16 protein-coding genes, 1 tRNA gene and 1 other RNA gene are annotated in these 18,384 nt (G+C 54.3%); 10 read left to right on the forward strand and 8 right to left on the reverse strand.

The window, feature by feature from the left end:
* The first annotated feature begins 167 nt into the window (after positions 1-167).
* Complete coding sequence (locus tag AC3ITF_RS00825) at positions 168-878, forward strand: DUF3053 domain-containing protein (protein WP_096759146.1); 711 nt, start codon at positions 168-170, stop codon at positions 876-878.
* A gap of 58 nt (positions 879-936) precedes the next feature.
* Here the strand turns inward: AC3ITF_RS00825 and ghrB are convergent, their stop codons facing one another.
* The 6 genes from ghrB to AC3ITF_RS00855 all read right to left on the reverse strand — a co-directional run bounded on the left by ghrB (position 937) and on the right by AC3ITF_RS00855 (position 6,851).
* On the reverse strand, positions 937-1,911 hold the full coding sequence (ghrB, locus tag AC3ITF_RS00830) for a glyoxylate/hydroxypyruvate reductase GhrB (RefSeq protein WP_115257203.1): 975 nt from the start codon (positions 1,909-1,911) through the stop codon (positions 937-939).
* Positions 1,912-1,933: 22 nt separating this feature from the next.
* Positions 1,934-3,214: an MFS transporter gene (locus AC3ITF_RS00835; protein WP_137399633.1), complete on the reverse strand. Its 1,281-nt coding sequence runs from the start codon at positions 3,212-3,214 to the stop codon at positions 1,934-1,936.
* Positions 3,215-3,278: 64 nt separating this feature from the next.
* A complete protein-coding gene (locus tag AC3ITF_RS00840; protein ID WP_146718148.1) occupies positions 3,279-4,217 on the reverse strand; it encodes a sugar kinase in 939 nt (312 codons plus the stop codon).
* 3 nt (positions 4,218-4,220) lie between these two features.
* The gene (locus AC3ITF_RS00845) at positions 4,221-4,970 is read right to left on the reverse strand and encodes a sugar phosphate isomerase/epimerase family protein (RefSeq protein WP_146718147.1); all 750 of its coding nucleotides are present in this window, start codon (positions 4,968-4,970) and stop codon (positions 4,221-4,223) included.
* 100 nt (positions 4,971-5,070) lie between these two features.
* Positions 5,071-6,087: a LacI family DNA-binding transcriptional regulator gene (locus AC3ITF_RS00850; RefSeq protein ID WP_096759151.1), complete on the reverse strand. Its 1,017-nt coding sequence runs from the start codon at positions 6,085-6,087 to the stop codon at positions 5,071-5,073.
* Between the two features lie 101 nt (positions 6,088-6,188).
* Positions 6,189-6,851 carry an OmpA family lipoprotein gene (locus tag AC3ITF_RS00855; protein WP_045448680.1) on the reverse strand — a complete coding sequence of 221 codons (663 nt, stop codon included), beginning with the start codon at positions 6,849-6,851 and terminating at the stop codon, positions 6,189-6,191.
* Between the two features lie 160 nt (positions 6,852-7,011).
* On the opposite strand from AC3ITF_RS00855, the gene AC3ITF_RS00860 reads away from it, so the two are divergent.
* Complete coding sequence (locus tag AC3ITF_RS00860) at positions 7,012-9,345, forward strand: molybdopterin guanine dinucleotide-containing S/N-oxide reductase (protein WP_489176075.1); 2,334 nt, start codon at positions 7,012-7,014, stop codon at positions 9,343-9,345.
* On the opposite strand, the gene AC3ITF_RS00865 is transcribed toward AC3ITF_RS00860, so the two are convergent.
* Both AC3ITF_RS00865 and tag read right to left on the reverse strand, forming a co-directional pair.
* Positions 9,314-9,754 carry an N-acetyltransferase gene (locus AC3ITF_RS00865; protein WP_096759154.1) on the reverse strand — a complete coding sequence of 147 codons (441 nt, stop codon included), beginning with the start codon at positions 9,752-9,754 and terminating at the stop codon, positions 9,314-9,316. The two genes, AC3ITF_RS00860 and AC3ITF_RS00865, sit on opposite strands and share 32 nt — an antisense overlap.
* A complete protein-coding gene (gene tag, locus AC3ITF_RS00870; protein ID WP_096759155.1) occupies positions 9,732-10,313 on the reverse strand; it encodes a DNA-3-methyladenine glycosylase I in 582 nt (193 codons plus the stop codon). Before tag ends, AC3ITF_RS00865 begins: the two co-directional genes overlap by 23 nt.
* A gap of 159 nt (positions 10,314-10,472) precedes the next feature.
* Between tag and AC3ITF_RS00875 the strand changes: the two genes are divergently transcribed.
* The 8 genes from AC3ITF_RS00875 to dppB all read left to right on the forward strand — a co-directional run bounded on the left by AC3ITF_RS00875 (position 10,473) and on the right by dppB (position 18,380).
* Positions 10,473-11,177: an autotransporter outer membrane beta-barrel domain-containing protein gene (locus AC3ITF_RS00875; RefSeq protein ID WP_117342514.1), complete on the forward strand. Its 705-nt coding sequence runs from the start codon at positions 10,473-10,475 to the stop codon at positions 11,175-11,177.
* A 251-nt stretch (positions 11,178-11,428) separates the two neighbouring features.
* Positions 11,429-12,631, forward strand: coding sequence for an L-lactate MFS transporter (locus tag AC3ITF_RS00880; protein ID WP_096759157.1), 1,203 nt, complete (start codon positions 11,429-11,431; stop codon positions 12,629-12,631).
* 208 nt (positions 12,632-12,839) lie between these two features.
* Entirely contained in the window at positions 12,840-14,531 is a 1,692-nt protein-coding gene (gene eptB, locus AC3ITF_RS00885) for a kdo(2)-lipid A phosphoethanolamine 7''-transferase (protein WP_117342512.1), read from the forward strand.
* A gap of 91 nt (positions 14,532-14,622) precedes the next feature.
* Positions 14,623-14,699 (forward strand) — tRNA-Pro (locus tag AC3ITF_RS00890).
* Between the two features lie 31 nt (positions 14,700-14,730).
* Positions 14,731-14,865: non-coding RNA, RtT sRNA (locus tag AC3ITF_RS00895), on the forward strand.
* A 543-nt stretch (positions 14,866-15,408) separates the two neighbouring features.
* Positions 15,409-15,645 (forward strand): hypothetical protein, encoded by a 237-nt coding sequence (locus tag AC3ITF_RS00900; protein WP_162604169.1) that lies wholly within the window; start codon positions 15,409-15,411, stop codon positions 15,643-15,645.
* Positions 15,560-17,167 (forward strand): dipeptide ABC transporter periplasmic-binding protein DppA, encoded by a 1,608-nt coding sequence (gene dppA, locus AC3ITF_RS00905; RefSeq protein ID WP_115257213.1) that lies wholly within the window; start codon positions 15,560-15,562, stop codon positions 17,165-17,167. The genes AC3ITF_RS00900 and dppA overlap by 86 nt, the downstream gene beginning before the upstream one ends.
* A 193-nt stretch (positions 17,168-17,360) precedes the next feature.
* Positions 17,361-18,380: a dipeptide ABC transporter permease DppB gene (gene dppB, locus AC3ITF_RS00910; RefSeq protein WP_096759162.1), complete on the forward strand. Its 1,020-nt coding sequence runs from the start codon at positions 17,361-17,363 to the stop codon at positions 18,378-18,380.
* The last annotated feature ends 4 nt before the right edge of the window (positions 18,381-18,384 follow it).

An 18,384-nucleotide genomic window follows, 5' to 3' on the forward strand; every position in this document is an offset into this window, starting at 1 on the left:
TTCGGCTGATGGCGCATTGTTCAGCAAAACGCAGGGCCACCGAAACGGGTATTTTCCCCGACAAGATTACGCGGAAAGGGTATCTTGCGGGGCTGACCTGGACTATCCTTGTCATCGTCAGGCACGCGGGTGTCGTTGTGCGCATTTTTGGGTGAAGGAGTATTAAAATGGCGACAGGTAAGTCCTGCTCTCGCTGGTTTGCGCCTGTTTTGGCGCTCTTAATGGTAGTTGGCCTGAGTGGGTGTTTTGATAAAGAAGGCGATCAACGCAAAGCGTTTGTCGATTTCCTGCAGAATACTGCAATGCGTAGCGGAGAGCGTTTACCAACGCTGACCGCCGATCAGAAAAAACAGTTTGGCCCGTTTGTCTCCGATTACGCGATTCTTTATGGTTATTCACAGCAGGTGAATCAGGCGATGGACTCCGGTCTGCGCCCGGTTGTGGATAGCGTAAATGCCATCCGTGTTCCTCAGGATTACGTGACCCAGCGTGAACCGCTGCGTCAGGCAAATGGTGCGCTGGGCGTGTTAGGGCAACAGCTGCAGAATGCGAAGCTGCAGGCCGATGCCGCACGTGGTGCGCTGAAGCAAAGCGAGGATCTGAAACCCGTCTTTGATCAGGTTTACAGCAAAGTCGTGACTGCTCCGTCAGAGGCTCTACAGCCGCTGATTCCTGCCGCGCAAATCTTTACGCAGCAACTGGTACAGGTGGGTGATTTTATCGCGCAGCAGGATACGCAGGTGAGCTTTGTGGCGAACGGTATCCAGTTCCCGACCTCACAACAGGCAAGCCAGTACAACACGCTGATTGGCCCGCTGGCAGCCCAGCATCAGGCATTTAATCAAGCCTGGACTGCTGCGGTGAACGCAGCCCAGTAATTCAGGGAATAGCGATATACAGAATGCCGGGTACGCAGTAGCGCCACCCGGCATTTTTTTATCCTGCTACCTGCGGATTCACACAGTTCTTCTCGACGTTCCCTTGCAGTGCATCAATTAAGTTATCTACCGCACAGGCCGCCATGTTGTAGCGGGTTTCATGGGTTGCCGAACCAATATGCGGTAGCGCCACCACGTTTGGTAACGACAGCAGCGGAGAGTCTACCGGCAGCGGTTCCTGCTCAAACACATCCAGACCGGCGGCATGAATTTCCCCGCTTTGCAGGGCGGCAATCAGTGCGGTTTCGTCCACGACCGGGCCACGTCCAGCGTTGATGAAAATGGCGGAGGACTTCATTTTGGTGAACTGCGCGGCGCCAAACAGATGGTGAGTCTCATCCGTTAGCGGCAGGATCAGACAGACAAAATCCGATTCCTGCAATAGCGTATCCAGATTGCAGTAGCGCGCGTTGAAGCGCTCTTCCGCTTCCTTATGCTGGCGGCGTGCATTGTAGAGAATGGGCATGCCAAAGCCGAAATGGGCGCGTTGTGCCAGTGCGAGGCCGATGCGGCCCATACCGACAATCCCCAACGTTTTGTGATGTACATCGGTGCCGAACCAATCCGGCCCGATGCTCTTGGTCCATTCACCTACTTTCACGCGTTCAGCCACCTCGACTACGCGGCGAGCCGTGCTTAACACCAGTGCCATTATCGTATCCGCCACGGTTTCGGTCAGTACGGTTGGGGTGTGCATCAGTAAGACATTACGGGCGTTAAGCGCCTCGACGTCGAAATTGTCATAGCCTACGGAGATTGTTGAGGTTGCGCGCAGCCTGGGCATGTTCTCCAGCAGGGCGCTATTGACGGTTTCGCTGGAGCCCAGCAGACCTTCCGCACTGGCGAAGGCCTGCGCGTGCTGTGCGACCGTTTCCGGGCGCAGGTTAGGGACTTGAGTCACCGAAAAATGTGCTTCCAGGCGCTGCAGTAAATCGTCAGGTAACGCTTTGTAGAGAATAATGGACGGCTTCATGCGAATCTCCGTAAGTTAAAATTTAAGCGTGGCGTGCGCCAACCGGAATGCGGGTATTATTAGCAGGCTTAACAATCAGAGTTAGCCACACTGAGACAAAAAGCGCCACCCCCATAAAAATGTACGAGGCGGACGGGCTGCCGGTGGTGCCATTGAGGTAGCCAACAAACCAGGAGCCAAAGAATGATCCCAGCGCGCCCATACTGTTAATCAGCGCCATGGCGCCCCCGGCGACGTTACGCGGCAGCATTTCAGGAATGATGGCGAAGAAGGGACCATACGGGGCGTACATCGCCGCACCGGCTATCACCAGCAGGGTGTAAGACATCCAGAAGTGGTCAGCGCCAACGGCCCAGGAGCCGATAAAGGCACACGCGGCGATCAGTAACAGCGGCCAGACAAACAGCTTACGGTTTTGCAGTTTGTCGGAAGCCCATGAGGCCAAAATCATCGCGACGGTGGCGGCCAGATACGGGACCGATGAAAGCCAGCCCACTTCCACCATGCCGAGATTCGCGCCGCCGCTGCGGATAATTGACGGCAGCCACAACACAAAACCGTAAACGCCGATACTCCAGGTAAAATACTGCATACACAGCAGGATCACATTGCGTGAGCGGAAAGCCTCACCATAGTTACGCACGGCTTTAATTCCCTGCTGCTCTTGTTCCAGCTGTGCCTGCAGCGCGCTTTTTTCGGACTCCGTCAGCCAGCCCACCTGGGAAGGTTTGTCTTTGACCAGCACCCACCAGCAGAACGCCCAGATGACGGCCGGAAAGCCTTCGATGATGAACATTTCACGCCAGCCGAGCGCCTGAATCAAATAACCCGAAACGACGGACATCCACAGCACGGTGACCGGGTTACCGAGGATCAGGAAGGTGTTGGCGCGTGAACGCTCGGATTTGGTAAACCAGTTGCTGATATAAATCAGCATCGCGGGCATGACGGCGGCTTCTACGACGCCAAGAATAAAACGGATGGCGGCAAGCATGGGGATGTTACTGACCATTCCGGTCAGCGAGGCGCACCCGCCCCACAGGATCAGGCAGATAAAAATGAGTTTTCGTACGCTGCGGCGCTCGGCGTAAATTGCGCCTGGGATCTGGAAAAAGAAATAGCCGAGGAAAAACAGGGCACCCAGCAGGGAAGAGATCCCTTTGGTAATGCCAAGATCCTCGTTAATGCCTGCGGCGGAGGCGAAGCTGAAGTTCGCGCGGTCGAGATACGCCAGGCTGTACGTGATGAACACGATTGGCATGATGTACCACCAGCGTTTTGCTGCATTGGTTGAGCTATTCATAGACTGCCCTCTGGTTATGCTGTTACGCCGCCTCTGTATGTAGGGTACAGAGTGGGCCGGGGGTTTATTCCGCTAATTGTTCACGTGTGGGTAATCCTTCGCTGTCGCCCTGAACCTGTATGGCCAGGGCGCCAATTTTATTGCCTCGGGTCACCGCCTGATGCAGTGAGTGCCCTTCCAGCAGTGCGCTGATGACGCCGACCGCAAAGCCATCGCCCGCGCCGACGGTATCGACCACGTTGTCGACCTTCACCGGTGCGACGCAGCCCTGCTCGCCGTTGGCTGCCTTATACCAGGCGCCATCGGCACCTGTTTTAACAATCACTGCCTTCACGCCATGGCGCAGATAAAAGTCAGCGATGCCTTCAGGCGTCTGTTGTCCCGTCAAAATCATGCCCTCTTTTAACCCCGGCAGAACCCAGTCGGCCTGGAATGCGAGTCGGTTGAGTTTCTCCACCATCTCCGCTTCGCTATTCCACAGCACCGGGCGTAAATTGGGATCGAATGAGATAGTCTTTCCCTGGGCTTTCATGGTGCGGGCGGTATGGGCCAGCAGTTCGTAAGAACTGGCGGACAGCGCTGCCGCCACGCCACTCAGGTGCAGGTGGCGTGCGCTGGAGAAGTACGCTTCGTGATAATCCTCCATGCCAAGATGGCTGGCGGCTGAGCCTTTGCGAAAATATTCCACGATGGGATCGGTTCCATTTTCGACTTTAGATTTCAGCTGAAAGCCGGTTGCGTAGCGTCCATCCTGGGTGACTCCCTGCGCATCAATCCCTTCCTTTTCCAGCGACTTAATAATAAATCGGCCAAAACTGTCGTGACCTACGCGACTCACCCAGCCGACCTTCAGGCCCAGACGGGCAAGGCCGGTTGCCACGTTAAGCTCTGCGCCCGCGACCCGTTTGATAAATGTCTCTACATCCGCCAGTTCGCCGGTTTGCGTGGCGACAAACATCGTCATTGCTTCGCCAATGGTGACGACATCCAGTGAATTTTTCATGTGTTACTCCTCGCGTAGCAGTTCGACGTAGTGACGGGTCACCGCCGCTAAGTCATGCCCTTCCAGGGGGAATTCAATGCCGCGCGGGACGTCCGTGGGCAGCGTGTTTAACAGTGCCAGCCAGCGCGGGTCTGCCCGATCGGGCGCAACGGCACGGAAGCTGTCGAGATGCGGAGTGGCGGCCTTCACATGGATATATCCCACGGTTGAGGCGAGCGCCTGCGCGGCGTCTTCGGGGGAGTCGCCGACCCACAGCCAGTTGCCCATATCAAAGGTCAGGGATACCGGCAGCTCCTGCTTCTGGCAGGCATCCCTGAAGTGCAGCATAGGCTGCAGGCGTCCGCAGGGCGTTTGATCGTTCTCGACCACCAGTTCCATACCGCTGTCGTTGAGCCACTCACGCAGTGTGTCGAATTGCTGAGTATGGGAAAAATGACCCAGGGAGACTTTTAACCATAACGCCTGCAACGTTTGGGCTTCCTGAAGGAGCGCCGGCAGGTGGGGATTGAGATGACCATCTTGTAGAAATAGCGGTTCTGGCGCGGAGTAGCAGGCCAGCAGGCCGAAGATTTCAATCGCGGATGCCAGGGTTGGCAGCGTTTTAAGCTCGGTGTCGCTCAGCATTTCGCGGCGAATTTCAACGCCGTCAGCACCAGCTTCAGCAATAATAGGCAGCATGGCAGTTTGCCCGCCTGCTGCATGCACCTGGTCGTAACCGTAAGCAGCGGTGACCACCATAATTTTTCTTTTCATGGAAACTCCAAATCGTGCGTTCTTGCTATAACGCTAGATGGAACCGGTTCCAAAGAAAAGACTATGATGCCGAATTTATGATCACCATCACGAAGGAAATTTAACGGGCGGTAGACCCGCGAACGATCAGCTCACCTGAGAAAACCTGTTCCTGAACAGCATCCGATTTACCATCGATCCGGCGTACAACCTGCTCGACGGCGGTATAGCCAATCTGCCAGGTGGGCTGCTTCAGGGTGGTGATGCCGACGCCAGCCAGTTCGGCCCATTCCAGTTCGTCAAAACCGAGCAGGCCGATGTCGCTGCCCCAGTTGAGGCCAATACGCTTCAGCGAGCGGGCCACCTGCAGCGTGAGCGCGCCGTTGGCAGAGATAACGGCCTTACGCATTCCGCGATGCTGCTGATGAAACTGACGCAGCGTGTCATCCAGTTGCGTATTTTCCGCCAGCGAAACCTCGGCATTTTCGGCGATAACGCCGGGATATCGCGCCAGCGTGGCGCGAAAAGCAGTCAGACGTTCGCGTCGGGTGTTAACCATCCCCAACGGCTCGCTGAGGAACAGAATAGCTTCGAAGCCTTGTTCAATCAGGTGCTCAGTGGCAACTGTCGCCGCCTGGGTGTTATCCAGACCGACCATATCACAGGCGAAATCCGGAATTTTACGATCAATCAACACCATCGGTAGTGCAGACTGTTGCAGGCGGTTCAGCCCTTCTTCGCGCATGCCGACGGCATTCACCACAATCCCCTCAACCTGATAGCTGCGCAGCAGATCGAGATAATGCAGCTCCTGGTCCACTTCGTTGTTGGTATTACAGACCAGCGGGGTAAAGCCTTTTTCGCGACAGGCAGCTTCGATACCGCTTAACACGTTAACGGAGTAGGGGTTGGTAATGTCGGCGATAATCAGGCCTATCAGGCGGGTACGGCCATGCTTCAGGCCTCGTGCCATCAGGCTGGGGCGATAGTCGAGTTCGGCAATGGCGTGTTCAATGCGGGCCAGCAGCGCGTCGGAAAGCAGATGCTTCTCACCGTTGAGGTAGCGTGAAATGCTGGTCTTACCCGTTTTTGCAGCTTTCGCCACATCGCTGATGGTGGCACGTGTTGATTTGCTCATCGCTGATTTCCCTGAATTTAGTGTGAACACCTTATCGTGAAAATCAACGATGGCAAGTGCTTCATGCCGGATAAGGCGCAGCCTGTCTCCGGCACAAAACGTTACTGAATTGGACTCAACGTGATTTCTACGCGGCGGTTTTGTGCTTTACCTTCCGCGGTGCTGTTGCTGGCTATTGGATTCGCCGGGCCCATTCCACGGGTGCGGATACGGTTAGCTTCCACACCCTGAGTGATCAGGGCGCTGGCAACGGAGTCCGCACGCTGCTGTGACAGACGCATGTTCAGATCCTGGCTGCCGGTGCTGTCGGTGAAGCCCAATACGTTGACCGCGGTTTTATTGTACTCTTTCAGTACCATAGCCACGCCGGTCAGGGTGTTGGCCCCGGCAGGTTTCAGGTTGGCGCTGCTGCTGTCGAAGGTGACGTTGTTGGGCATATTCAGAATGATGTTATCGCCACTGCGCGTCACGCTCACGCCGGTTCCCTGCATTTTTTCGCGCAGTTTAGCTTCCTGCACGTCCATGTAGTAACCGATACCACCACCCACGGCGGCCCCTGCGGCTGCGCCAATCAACGCGCCTTTGCCGCGATCTTTCTTCGACGAGGAGAGCGCGCCAATGCCCGCACCCACCAGCGAACCAATGCCCGCCCCCATGCCGGATTTACCCGCTTCGCGTTCACCGGTGTAAGGGTTTGTGGTGCAGCCAGAAACCGCCAGGGCGCCGCTCACGATGGCAGCAATCACAAATACACGTTTCTTCATCTTAATTCCTTAATGACTTTTTTATTCTTTACCACAGCGACTGTGGCGGTTGATTATGACGTGTGAACATGAAGAAAATTCCAGGGAAGACTCTGAAATTTGTAAGTAACATTGAACGGCATAATAAATAAGCCGTCACATCGCATTCAGGAGCGCCATCTTGGCTAATTCACCCGCACATTACTCGGTATTAACCGCCGCCCACTGGGGACCCATTCTTGTTGAAACCGATGGCGACACGGTTTTCTCCTCGCGTGGCGCATTGCCCACTTCACAGCCCAATTCGTTGCAGACCGTGGTGCGCGATCAGGTACATAGCAAAACGCGGGTGCGTTTTCCGATGGTGCGTAAAGGCTTTCTGGCCTCGCCGGAGGCCCCACAGGGTGTGCGCGGGCAGGATGAGTTTGTCCGTGTCAGCTGGGATGAGGCGCTGAATCTGATCCATACCCAGCATAAGCGCATTCGCGACAGTTACGGTCCGTCCTCCATTTTTGCCGGTTCGTACGGTTGGCGTTCGAACGGTGTGTTACACAAGGCCGCGACCCTGCTGCAGCGGTATATGGCGCTGGCGGGTGGTTATACCGGCCATTTGGGGGATTACTCAACGGGGGCGGCGCAGGCCATCATGCCGTACGTCGTGGGCGGGAACGAAGTCTATCAGCAGCAGACCAGTTGGCCCGTCGTACTGGAGCACAGCGACGTGGTGGTGCTTTGGAGCGCGAATCCGCTCAACACCCTGAAGATTGCCTGGAACGCCTCTGATGAGCAGGGGCTCGCGTACTTTGAGGCGTTACGCAACAGCGGTAAACGCCTGATCTGCATTGATCCGATGCGATCGGAGAGCGTGGATTTCTTTGGTGACAAAATGGAGTGGGTCGCCCCGCATATGGGTACCGATGTCGCCCTGATGCTCGGCATTGCCCATACGCTGGTGGAAAACGGCTGGCACGACGAGGCGTTTCTTGCCCGCTGTACCACCGGTTATGAACGATTTGCCGACTATCTTGTGGGGAAATCCGATGATGTCGCCAAAACGGCAGAGTGGGCTGCGGAGATTTGTGGTGTACCTGCGGCGAAAATACGTGAACTGGCAGAAATATTTCACCAAAATACCACCATGCTGATGGCCGGGTGGGGTATGCAACGTCAGCAGTATGGTGAACAAAAGCACTGGATGATCGTCACGTTGGCCGCCATGCTTGGGCAAATTGGCACGCCTGGCGGTGGTTTTGGTCTCTCTTATCATTTTGCTAACGGCGGCAATCCGACGCGTCGCGCGGCGGTGCTCGCCTCCATGCAGGGGAGCGTAAAAGGTGGCACCGATGCGGTGGATAAAATCCCGGTTGCGCGCATCGTTGAGGCTCTGGAGAACCCCGGAGGGTTCTACCAACACAACGGTATGGACCGCCATTTCCCGGATATCCGTTTTCTCTGGTGGGCGGGCGGGGCAAACTTCACCCATCATCAGGATACCAATCGTCTGATTCGCGCCTGGCAAAAGCCAGAGCTGGTGGTGATCTCCGAGTGTTTCTGGACTGCGGCGGCGAAGCATGCCGATATCGTTTTGCCCGCCACCACCTCTTTTGAGCGTAACGACCTCACCATGACTGGTGATTACAGTAACCAGCATCTGGTACCGATGAAGCAGGTTGTGCCGGCACGCGATGAGGCGCGTAATGATTTTGATGTCTTTGCTGAACTCAGCGAGCGCTGGGAGCAGGGCGGGTATGAACGGTTTACGGAAGGCAAAAGCGAGCTGGAATGGCTGGAGACCTTTTACAAGATTGCCGGGCAGCGCGGGGCCAGCCAGCAGGTGACGTTGCCGCCCTTTGCCGAGTTCTGGCAGGCCAACAGGCTTATCGAAATGCCGGAAAGTGCCGTCAACGCGCAGTTTATTCGCTTTGCTGATTTTCGCCGTGACCCGCAGGCGCATCCGCTGAAAACTGACAGCGGCAAAATCGAAATCTACTCGCAGAAGATTGCAAGTTACGGCTACGCGGATTGTGCAGGGCACCCGATGTGGCTGGCGCCGGATGAATGGTTCGGTAATGCTGAGCCCGAGCAATTACAGGTGCTGTCGGCCCATCCGGCGCACCGTTTGCACAGCCAGTTGAATTACAGCACGTTACGCGAGCAGTACGCGGTGGCGGATCGCGAACCGGTGACCATTCACCCGCAGGATGCGAGGGCGCGGGGGATTGCCGATGGCGACACGGTCAGGGTGTGGAATCATCGCGGGCAAATTCTGGCCGGGGCGGTGGTGACGACAGGCATCAAAGCGGGCGTGATTTGTATTCACGAGGGCGCCTGGCCAGATTTGGACCTGTCCGCAGGGGGTATTTGTAAGAATGGCGCGGTGAATGTGCTGACCTGCGATCTCCCCAGCTCGACGCTGGGGAATGGCTGCGCGGGCAACACCGCGCTGGCGTGGCTGGAAAAGTACACCGGGCCCGCACTGGCGCTTACGGCGTTTGATCCGCCTGCCAGTTCATAATCCACGTGGGGTGATGCGTCTCTTCCTGCCATGCGCTGTCTTCAATACGAAAACCCAGCGCATGGTAGAAATTCACCGCCGACTGGTTCTTCTGATAAACCTCAAGGCTGAGTAACGAAAAGCGCTGCTGGACATGCTGCACCAGCGCTTTGCCGATCCCGCTTCTGATGGCGGTAGGTTCAACAAACAGTGCGCCCAAAAAGCGCGCTTCCATCACGCTGGCAAAGCCTTTGAGCTGGCCGCTTTCCTCCCATACCCAGGTTTGTGCTGCGGGCAGGTAGACATCGCGTACGATGGGTTCACTCTCACGCCAGTAGCGTTCTTCAATAAACGGATGAGCATAAATCGTGCTATCCATCCACAGCGCCAGAATCGGCGCCAGATCGTCAGGCGTTGATTGGCGAATCATGTTGACCCTCCGGGTAGCAAATACAGCCGGTGACATGGTCGTTGACCAGCCCGCATGCCTGCATAAAGGAGTAACAGATGGTGGTGCCGACAAACTTAAAGCCGCGCTTTTTTAACGCTTTTGAGAGCGCGTCAGACGCAGGGGTTGAGGTGGGGATGTCGCTCAGGCTGGCGGCGCGCGTCAGCTGCGGTTGATGATCAACGAACGACCAGACAAACTCGCTAAACGGTTCGCCGTTTTGCGCCATCGCCAGGTAGGCGCGTGCGTTGCCTATAATGGCCTGAATTTTCCCTCGATGACGAATAATACCGGCATCCAGCACCAGCCTTTCGACATCATCTTCGGTCATCGCGGCAACGGCGACAGGATCGAAATGGTGGAAAGCATGACGATAGTTTTCCCGTTTCTTCAGGACGGTTATCCACGATAACCCCGCCTGCTGCCCCTCCAGACAGATCATCTCGAACAGCTTTTGACCATCGGTTTCGGGGACACCCCACTCCTTGTCGTGATAGGCAATGTATAGTGGATCCTGACTGACCCAGCCGCAACGCTGCATATTCTTCCTCGCTGTTTTTACTGGCGTAAAAATTTCATTCGGCTCGCCTTGACGCGCCCGCTAAAAAGACAATATTTAATACAGGGCCTAATGTGCCCGATATCCTTCACACAATGACAATAATATCGCCGAATTCGGCTCTTTTCTGGAGTCGCGTTGATGATTATAAGAAACAGTAGTGGTCGCCAGAGGTTCAGCCTTCTGGTGAGCGTCGTGGTCTGTGCGCTGTCTACCCATACGGCCTATGGCTGGCAACAAGAATATATCGTTGATGCTATGTCAGGTCATACGGCTGAACGTTATACATGGGACAGCGATCACCAACCACGCTATAACGACATACTTGAAGAACGCATTCGTTCCACGAAGAGCGTGGCGGGTCCGGTGGTGAACCTGGCGGACCAAACGACGCTGGATACGACCAGCGGTATGAGTATGGGCTGGAATTTCCCCGTGTCCAGACAAGTGACGACCGGCCCGATCGCAGCCCTACATTATGACGGTTCGGCAACGTCCACCTATAACGAGTTTGGCGACAGTGCGACGTCCGTCACGCAGACCGATCCGTTATGGCATGCCAGCGTTAGCACCTTAGGCTGGCGGGTTAATTCGCAGTTTGGCGATGTGCGTCCGTGGGCGCAAATCAGCTATAACCAGCAGTTTGGCGAGAATATCTGGAAGGCGCAATCGGGCCTCAGCCGGATGTCTGCGGCGAGTCAGGACGGCAACTGGCTGGATGTTACCGTGGGTGCCGATATGCTGCTCAATCCGCATATGGCGGCCTATGCTGCGCTCTCTCAGGCGGAAAATAGCACCAATAACAGTGACTATATGTACACCATGGGAGTAAGCGCTAAATTTTAACGCGAACATGCGTAAATAAAACAACTCTGTTACATATTAGAATCAATAATCACACGCGTCTCAGTGATAGCGGGTACTCACTTGTGTGAAAAAAACCGGTCCTCTCACTTTTTGTCTCGTCATTCATTCCGCAATCCAGGCATTTCATTCCGTTCTGATGGCACTTCATGCCGTTTTCCCCTCGTCATAAATGCACTTCGGTATGGTTGTTGGCAGAGAATTTCCCATTTTGCTTATGCAGGAATACTGCCATGAAAACTTCTGATTATCAGCGTACCCGGTGGCTGACCCTGATCGGCACCATCATTACCCAATTTGCCTTAGGTTCGGTTTACACCTGGAGCCTGTTCAATGGCGCGCTTTCTTCAAAGCTGGATGCGCCGGTCAGCCAGGTGGCTTTCTCCTTTGGCTTGTTAAGCCTGGGCCTGGCGATTTCTTCTTCTGTCGCCGGGAAACTTCAGGAACGTTTTGGCGTGAAACGCGTCACCATGGCATCCGGTATCCTGCTGGGCGTGGGCTTCTTCTTAACCGCACACTCTGACAGCCTGATTATGCTGTGGCTGAGTGCGGGTGTACTGGTGGGCCTGGCGGATGGTGCGGGCTACCTGTTAACGCTGTCCAACTGCGTAAAATGGTTCCCTGAGCGTAAAGGGCTGATTTCTGCCTTTGCTATCGGCTCTTATGGCCTCGGCAGCCTCGGCTTCAAGTTTATCGACACTCATCTGCTGGAAACCGTCGGGCTGGAGAAAACCTTTGTTATCTGGGGTGCCATTGTGCTGGTGATGATCGTCTTTGGCTCTACGCTGATGAAAGATGCACCAAATCAGGAAGTAAAAACGGTGAATGGCGTGGTCGAGAACGACTACACTCTGGCGCAATCGATGCGCAAACCACAGTACTGGATGCTGGCAGTGATGTTCCTGACCGCGTGTATGAGTGGGCTGTATGTCATTGGTGTGGCAAAAGATATTGCACAAACTCTGGCGCATATGGATGTGGCGACAGCGGCCAATGCGGTGACGGTGATTTCCATCGCTAACCTGTCAGGCCGTCTGGTGCTGGGCATCCTGTCCGACAAGATTTCCCGTATTCGCGTTATCACCATTGGTCAGGTTGTTTCGCTGGTCGGTATGGCGGCGCTGTTATTCGCACCGCTGAACGAAGCGACCTTCTTCGCGGCGATTGCCTGCGTTGCCTTTAACTTTGGCGGTACGATTACCGTATTCCCGTCCTTGGTCAGTGAGTTCTTTGGCCTGAATAATCTGGCTAAAAACTATGGGGTTATCTATCTGGGCTTCGGGATTGGCAGCATCTGTGGGTCCATCATCGCTTCCCTGTTTGGCGGTTTTTACGTGACCTTCTGTGTCATCTTCGCGCTGTTAATCATCTCGCTGGCGCTGTCTACCACCATTCGTCAGCCTCAGCGTAGCGTATTTACCGAGGCGCACGCCTGATTCTATTAGTGGTGTCATTAATACCTGGCGCATATATTTACAAAAATATATGCGCCATTTTCATTCTCTATAAGCACTTTTGCGTTTACCTGTGGTCTACTTACTCGCGCCCGTAGACATTTCAAACTCTGCCGTTGTCGCATCTTTCACCTGCCCGGTCTAACTGACTGTAAGTAGGGCTTTTTATCCCGTTTTCCAGGTTTTATTGATGAGATATATTAAGTCGATGACGCAGCAGAAGCTCAGTCTCTTGCTGGCAATCTATATCGGTCTGTTTATGAACTCCGCTGTATTTTACCGTCGTTTTAGCGGATATGCGTACGAGTTCACCGTCTGGAAAGGAATCTCTGCGGTTGTTGAATTAGCTGGCGCGGTGCTGGCAACCTTCTTTTTACTTCGTCTTCTCTCTTTATTTGGCCGACGCGCCTGGCGTGTACTGGCAACCTTTGTGGTGCTGTGTTCCGCAGGTGCCAGCTATTATATGACCTTCCTGAACGTGGTGATCGGTTACGGCATTATTGCCTCGGTTATGACCACCGATATTGATTTATCGAAGGAAGTTGTGGGCTGGCATTTTATTGCGTGGCTGGTTTCGGTCAGTATTTTGCCGTTGCTCTTAATCTGGAATAACCGCTGTCGCTACACCCTGATAAAACAGCTGCGCACGCCAGGTATGAGATTTCGCAATGTGGCGGTCGTTTTGCTGGCGGGGATCATGGTATGGGCGCCGATTCGTCTGCTCAGCATGCAGCAGAGATCCGTCGAGCGTGAAACCGGCATCGATTTACCCAGCTACGGCGGCGTCGTGGCAAACTCCTATCTGCCGTCAAACTGGCTCTCCGCGTTAGGGCTGTATGCCTGGGCGCAGGTTGATGAGTCCTCAGACAACAAATCGCTGATGAACCCGGCGAAAAAATTCACCTATGTTGCCCCCAAGAATCTCGATGACACCTACGTGGTGTTTATTATTGGTGAGACCACGCGCTGGGATCATATGGGGATTTTTGGCTACGAGCGAAATACCACACCAAGACTGGCTCAGGAGAAAAACCTGGCGGCATTCCGTGGGTATTCATGTGATACCGCGACCAAGTTGTCGCTGCGCTGCATGTTTGTACGTCAAGGTGGTGCGGAAGAAAACCCACAGCGGACGCTGAAAGAACAAAACGTTTTTTCCGTACTCGGTCAGTTAGGGTTTAAAACAGACCTTTACGCGATGCAAAGCGAGATGTGGTTCTACAGTAATACCATGGCGGAAAACATCGCCTATCGTGAACAAATTGGCGCAGAGCCGCGTAACCGTGGCAAAACGGTTGACGATATGCTGCTGATTACCGAAATGCAGCAATCCTTAAAGCAGAATGACAGCGGTAAGCGCCTGATTATTCTGCATACCAAAGGTTCACACTTTAACTACACGCAGCGCTACACTCGCGAGTATGCACAGTGGAAGCCTGAGTGTGTGGATGTCGATAGCGGCTGTTCGAAAGAACAGATGATTAACTCTTTCGACAACTCGGTGACCTATGTCGATCACTTTATTACCAAAGTGTTTGATCAACTGCGCGATAAGAAAGCGATAGTGTTCTATGCCGCCGATCACGGTGAGTCTATTAACGAACGTGAGCACCTGCACGGTACGCCGCGTAAAATGGCGCCGCCAGAGCAGTTCCGCGTGCCGATGATGGTGTGGATGTCGGATAAGTATCTGGAAGACCCCGATCATGCGAAGGCGTTTGCTCACCTGAAGCAAGAGGCGGATATGAAGGTCCCGCGCCGTCATGTGGAACTGTATGACACCATTTTGGGTTGTCTCGGTTATACCTCGCCAAACGGCGGTATAAATGAGAACAATAACTGGTGCAACGTTCCGGGCGGGCAGAAAGTCGCGGCGCAGTAACCGGCCTGCTGACTTTCTCGCCGATCGAATGGCATTTTGATACGAAGGGATTGACGGGCGCGCACCTGAGCAGTAAGATGCGCCCCGCATTCGGTGATTGGCGCAGCCTGGTAGCGCACTTCGTTCGGGACGAAGGGGTCGGAGGTTCGAATCCTCTATCACCGACCAAATTCAAAGCCCTGCTCTACGAGCAGGGCTTTTTGCATTTGATGCCGAGAGGATGAGAACCTCCGGGGGCAAGAGGTTCGACTCGAGCGGTAGCGAGAGAACGTTGCGCCAGCAACGGCCCGCAGGGCGAGCCACGCAGTGGCGAGTCATCCTCTATCACCGACCAAATTTAAAGCCGAGAGGATTTGTAGGCCTGATAAGCGTAGCGCCATCAGGCAATTAAAGCGCGTGGGAGTCTGCATCGCCGGATGGCGGCGCAGGCGCCTTATCCGGCCTACGGGCTGCTTCCCCGTTTCATCTTCATTTCGCCTGCAAAAATTGTGTACCACTTCCCACTGTCTGTTAACGATTCTGTGACATATTCCATTGTCTTTTTTTATATTTGCTTGAATCTTTTTTTGCGTTACTTATGGCTGAACCTAGCATTTTCCGCTGTGCGCTTTAACGTTCATGGTATTAATCGCTCAGATATGCAGCATTCATTAAGAAAATTTTCACATTTTGCATAAATGTTAATCACTAAACGTTGCTAAATATGAAGATATTTATTCTGGTATAGGCCGCGTAGCACAAATTTCCCTGCTGAAAATGCCCCTCTGCACTTTTTTTAATCTTTGTTTGCGAATTCTCACCGTTGGCGTAAATCACGGTTACCTGTATTGACGTTTTCACATTCTGTTGACAGATTGTAGGGCATGAGGGGCATTTCATGGAGAATCCGCACTGCAACTCAGTCGCTTATGTGAACGGAATCCCCATCCTCTTAACGCCGACCCGGCCGGGTAAAAAACAAAAAAGGCCAGGCGGTGCAAACCCACTGCAAAGGGTAAAACAACAAACATCACATTTGGAGCAGAAGAATGAGTATTTCCTTGAAGAAGTCAGGGATGCTGAAGCTTGGTCTGAGCCTGGTGGCTATGACCGTCGCAGCAAGCGTACAGGCTAAAACTCTGGTTTATTGTTCAGAAGGATCTCCTGAAGGCTTTAACCCACAGCTTTTCACTTCTGGCACAACCTATGATGCCAGCTCAGTACCGATCTATAACCGCCTGGTTGAGTTCAAAACCGGTACGACTGAAGTGATCCCGGGCTTGGCTGAGAAGTGGGAAATCAGCGAAGACGGTAAAACCTATACCTTCCACCTGCGTCAGGGCGTGAAGTGGCAGGACAATAAAGAATTTAAACCGACGCGTACCTTCAACGCTGATGACGTGGTGTTCTCCTTTGACCGCCAGAAAAACGCCCAGAACCCGTACCATAAAGTCTCTGGTGGCAGCTATGAGTACTTCGAAGGGATGGGCTTGCCGGATCTGATCAGTGAAGTGAAGAAAGTCGACGATAACACTGTCCAGTTCGTACTGACCCGCCCGGAAGCACCGTTCCTGGCAGATCTGGCGATGGACTTCGCGTCTATTCTTTCCAAAGAATATGCCGACAACATGCTGAAAGCCGGCTCCCCGGAGAAAGTGGATCTGAACCCAATCGGTACCGGTCCGTTCCAGATGCAGCAGTACCAGAAAGACTCGCGCATTCTGTATAAAGCGTTCGAAGGTTACTGGGGCACCAAGCCGAAGATCGATCGTCTGGTCTTCTCCATCACCCCTGACGCATCCGTGCGTTACGCCAAGCTGCAGAAGAATGAGTGCCAGGTGATGCCGTACCCGAACCCGGCTGATATCGCGCGCATGAAGCAGGATAAAAACCTCAACCTGCTGGAGCAGGCGGGCCTGAACGTGGGTTACCTGTCTTTCAACACCGAGAAAAAACCGTTTGATGACGTGAAAGTGCGTCAGGCGCTGACCTACGCGGTGAACAAAGAAGCGATCATCAAAGCGGTATATCAGGGCGCAGGCGTTGCAGCCAAGAACCTGATCCCGCCAACCATGTGGGGCTATAACGACGACGTTAAAGACTACAGCTACGATCCGGAAAAAGCCAAAGCGCTGCTGAAAGAAGCGGGCCAGGACAAAGGCTTCACCGTTGAACTGTGGGCGATGCCGGTACAGCGTCCGTACAACCCGAACGCACGCCGTATGGCTGAAATGATCCAGGCGGACTGGGCGAAAATTGGCGTCCAGGCCAAAATCGTCACCTACGAGTGGGGCGAGTACCTCAAGCGTGCCAAGTCTGGTGAGCACCAGGCGGTGATGATGGGCTGGACCGGGGACAATGGGGATCCGGATAACTTCTTCGCCACCCTGTTCAGCTGTGCGGCAGCGAAAGACGGCTCCAACTACTCTCGCTGGTGCTACAAGCCGTTTGAAGATCTGATTCAACCGGCCCGCGCGACCGACGACCACAACAAGCGTGTTGAACTCTACAAACAAGCTCAGGTAGTGATGCATGACCAGGCGCCTGCGCTGATCATTGCTCACTCCACCGTGTATGAGCCCGTGCGTAAAGAAGTCAAAGGCTATGTGGTTGATCCATTAGGCAAACACCACTTCGAAAACGTCTCTATCGAATAATTAAAACTCAGGGGTGTTCATGCACCCCATGCCTGGCGGCGCTACGCTTGCGCAGGCCTACGAGAGTAGGCCGGATAAGCGTAGCGCCATCCGGCGTAGTGCTTTACCCACAGTTGTTTATGCGTGGGATAAGATTTGTGAGCAATACAGATTCACGGTTCCAGGCCGTGCGTCATTAGAGAGAATCCGGGTTATGTTGCAGTTCATTCTCCGACGTTTGGGACTCGTCATCCCTACGTTTATCGGTATCACTCTTCTCACCTTTGCCTTCGTCCATATGATCCCCGGCGATCCGGTAATGATCATGGCGGGTGAGCGTGGGATCTCCCCTGAGCGTCATGCTCAACTGCTGGCTGAACTCGGTCTGGATAAACCGATGTGGCAGCAGTACCTCCATTACATTTGGGGGGTTATGCATGGTGACTTAGGCATTTCGTTAAAAAGCCGCTTGCCGGTGTGGGAAGAGTTCGTGCCGCGCTTTAAAGCGACGCTGGAACTCGGTGTCTGCGCCATGATGTTTGCCACCGCGGTAGGGATTCCCGTTGGCGTACTCGCCGCGGTTAAGCGTGGTTCCATTTTCGATCACACCGCTGTGGGTCTGGCACTGACCGGTTACTCCATGCCTATCTTTTGGTGGGGCATGATGCTGATCATGCTGGTTTCCGTGCAGTGGAACCTGACGCCGGTTTCCGGGCGGGTGAGCGACATGGTGTTCCTTGATGACTCCAACCCGCTGACCGGGTTTATGCTGATCGACACCGCCATCTGGGGTGAAGAGGGTAACTTCATTGATGCCGTGGCGCATATGATCCTGCCCGCGATGGTGCTGGGCACCATTCCTCTGGCCGTTATCGTGCGTATGACCCGTTCGTCAATGCTGGAAGTGCTGGGCGAAGATTACATTCGTACCGCGCGCGCCAAGGGGCTGACGCGGATGCGCGTGATCGTCATTCATGCTCTGCGCAACGCCATGCTGCCCGTGGTGACCGTTATCGGTCTGCAGGTCGGTACGCTGCTGGCTGGGGCTATTCTGACCGAAACCATTTTCTCGTGGCCGGGTCTGGGGCGCTGGCTGATTGATGCGCTGCAACGCCGTGATTATCCGGTAGTGCAGGGCGGTGTATTACTGGTAGCGACGATGATTATTCTCGTCAACCTGCTGGTAGACCTGCTGTACGGCGTGGTGAACCCGCGTATTCGGCATAAGAAGTAAGGGG

This window comes from Citrobacter sp. KH_055_1 (assembly GCF_057838705.1).

Excerpts from the sequence above, each read along its gene's own strand:
- AC3ITF_RS00825 (WP_096759146.1), top strand. The coding sequence starts at position 168 with ATGGCGACAGGTAAGTCCTGCTCTCGCTGGTTTGCGCCTGTTTTGGCG.
- ghrB (WP_115257203.1), bottom strand. The coding sequence starts at position 1,911 with ATGAAGCCGTCCATTATTCTCTACAAAGCGTTACCTGACGATTTACTG.
- AC3ITF_RS00835 (WP_137399633.1), bottom strand. The coding sequence starts at position 3,214 with ATGAATAGCTCAACCAATGCAGCAAAACGCTGGTGGTACATCATGCCA.
- AC3ITF_RS00840 (WP_146718148.1), bottom strand. The coding sequence starts at position 4,217 with ATGAAAAATTCACTGGATGTCGTCACCATTGGCGAAGCAATGACGATG.
- AC3ITF_RS00845 (WP_146718147.1), bottom strand. The coding sequence starts at position 4,970 with ATGAAAAGAAAAATTATGGTGGTCACCGCTGCTTACGGTTACGACCAG.
- AC3ITF_RS00850 (WP_096759151.1), bottom strand. The coding sequence starts at position 6,087 with ATGAGCAAATCAACACGTGCCACCATCAGCGATGTGGCGAAAGCTGCA.
- AC3ITF_RS00855 (WP_045448680.1), bottom strand. The coding sequence starts at position 6,851 with ATGAAGAAACGTGTATTTGTGATTGCTGCCATCGTGAGCGGCGCCCTG.
- AC3ITF_RS00865 (WP_096759154.1), bottom strand. The coding sequence starts at position 9,754 with ATGATTCGCCAATCAACGCCTGACGATCTGGCGCCGATTCTGGCGCTG.
- tag (WP_096759155.1), bottom strand. The coding sequence starts at position 10,313 with ATGCAGCGTTGCGGCTGGGTCAGTCAGGATCCACTATACATTGCCTAT.
- AC3ITF_RS00875 (WP_117342514.1), top strand. The coding sequence starts at position 10,473 with ATGATTATAAGAAACAGTAGTGGTCGCCAGAGGTTCAGCCTTCTGGTG.
- AC3ITF_RS00880 (WP_096759157.1), top strand. The coding sequence starts at position 11,429 with ATGAAAACTTCTGATTATCAGCGTACCCGGTGGCTGACCCTGATCGGC.
- eptB (WP_117342512.1), top strand. The coding sequence starts at position 12,840 with ATGAGATATATTAAGTCGATGACGCAGCAGAAGCTCAGTCTCTTGCTG.
- AC3ITF_RS00900 (WP_162604169.1), top strand. The coding sequence starts at position 15,409 with ATGGAGAATCCGCACTGCAACTCAGTCGCTTATGTGAACGGAATCCCC.
- dppA (WP_115257213.1), top strand. The coding sequence starts at position 15,560 with ATGAGTATTTCCTTGAAGAAGTCAGGGATGCTGAAGCTTGGTCTGAGC.
- dppB (WP_096759162.1), top strand. The coding sequence starts at position 17,361 with ATGTTGCAGTTCATTCTCCGACGTTTGGGACTCGTCATCCCTACGTTT.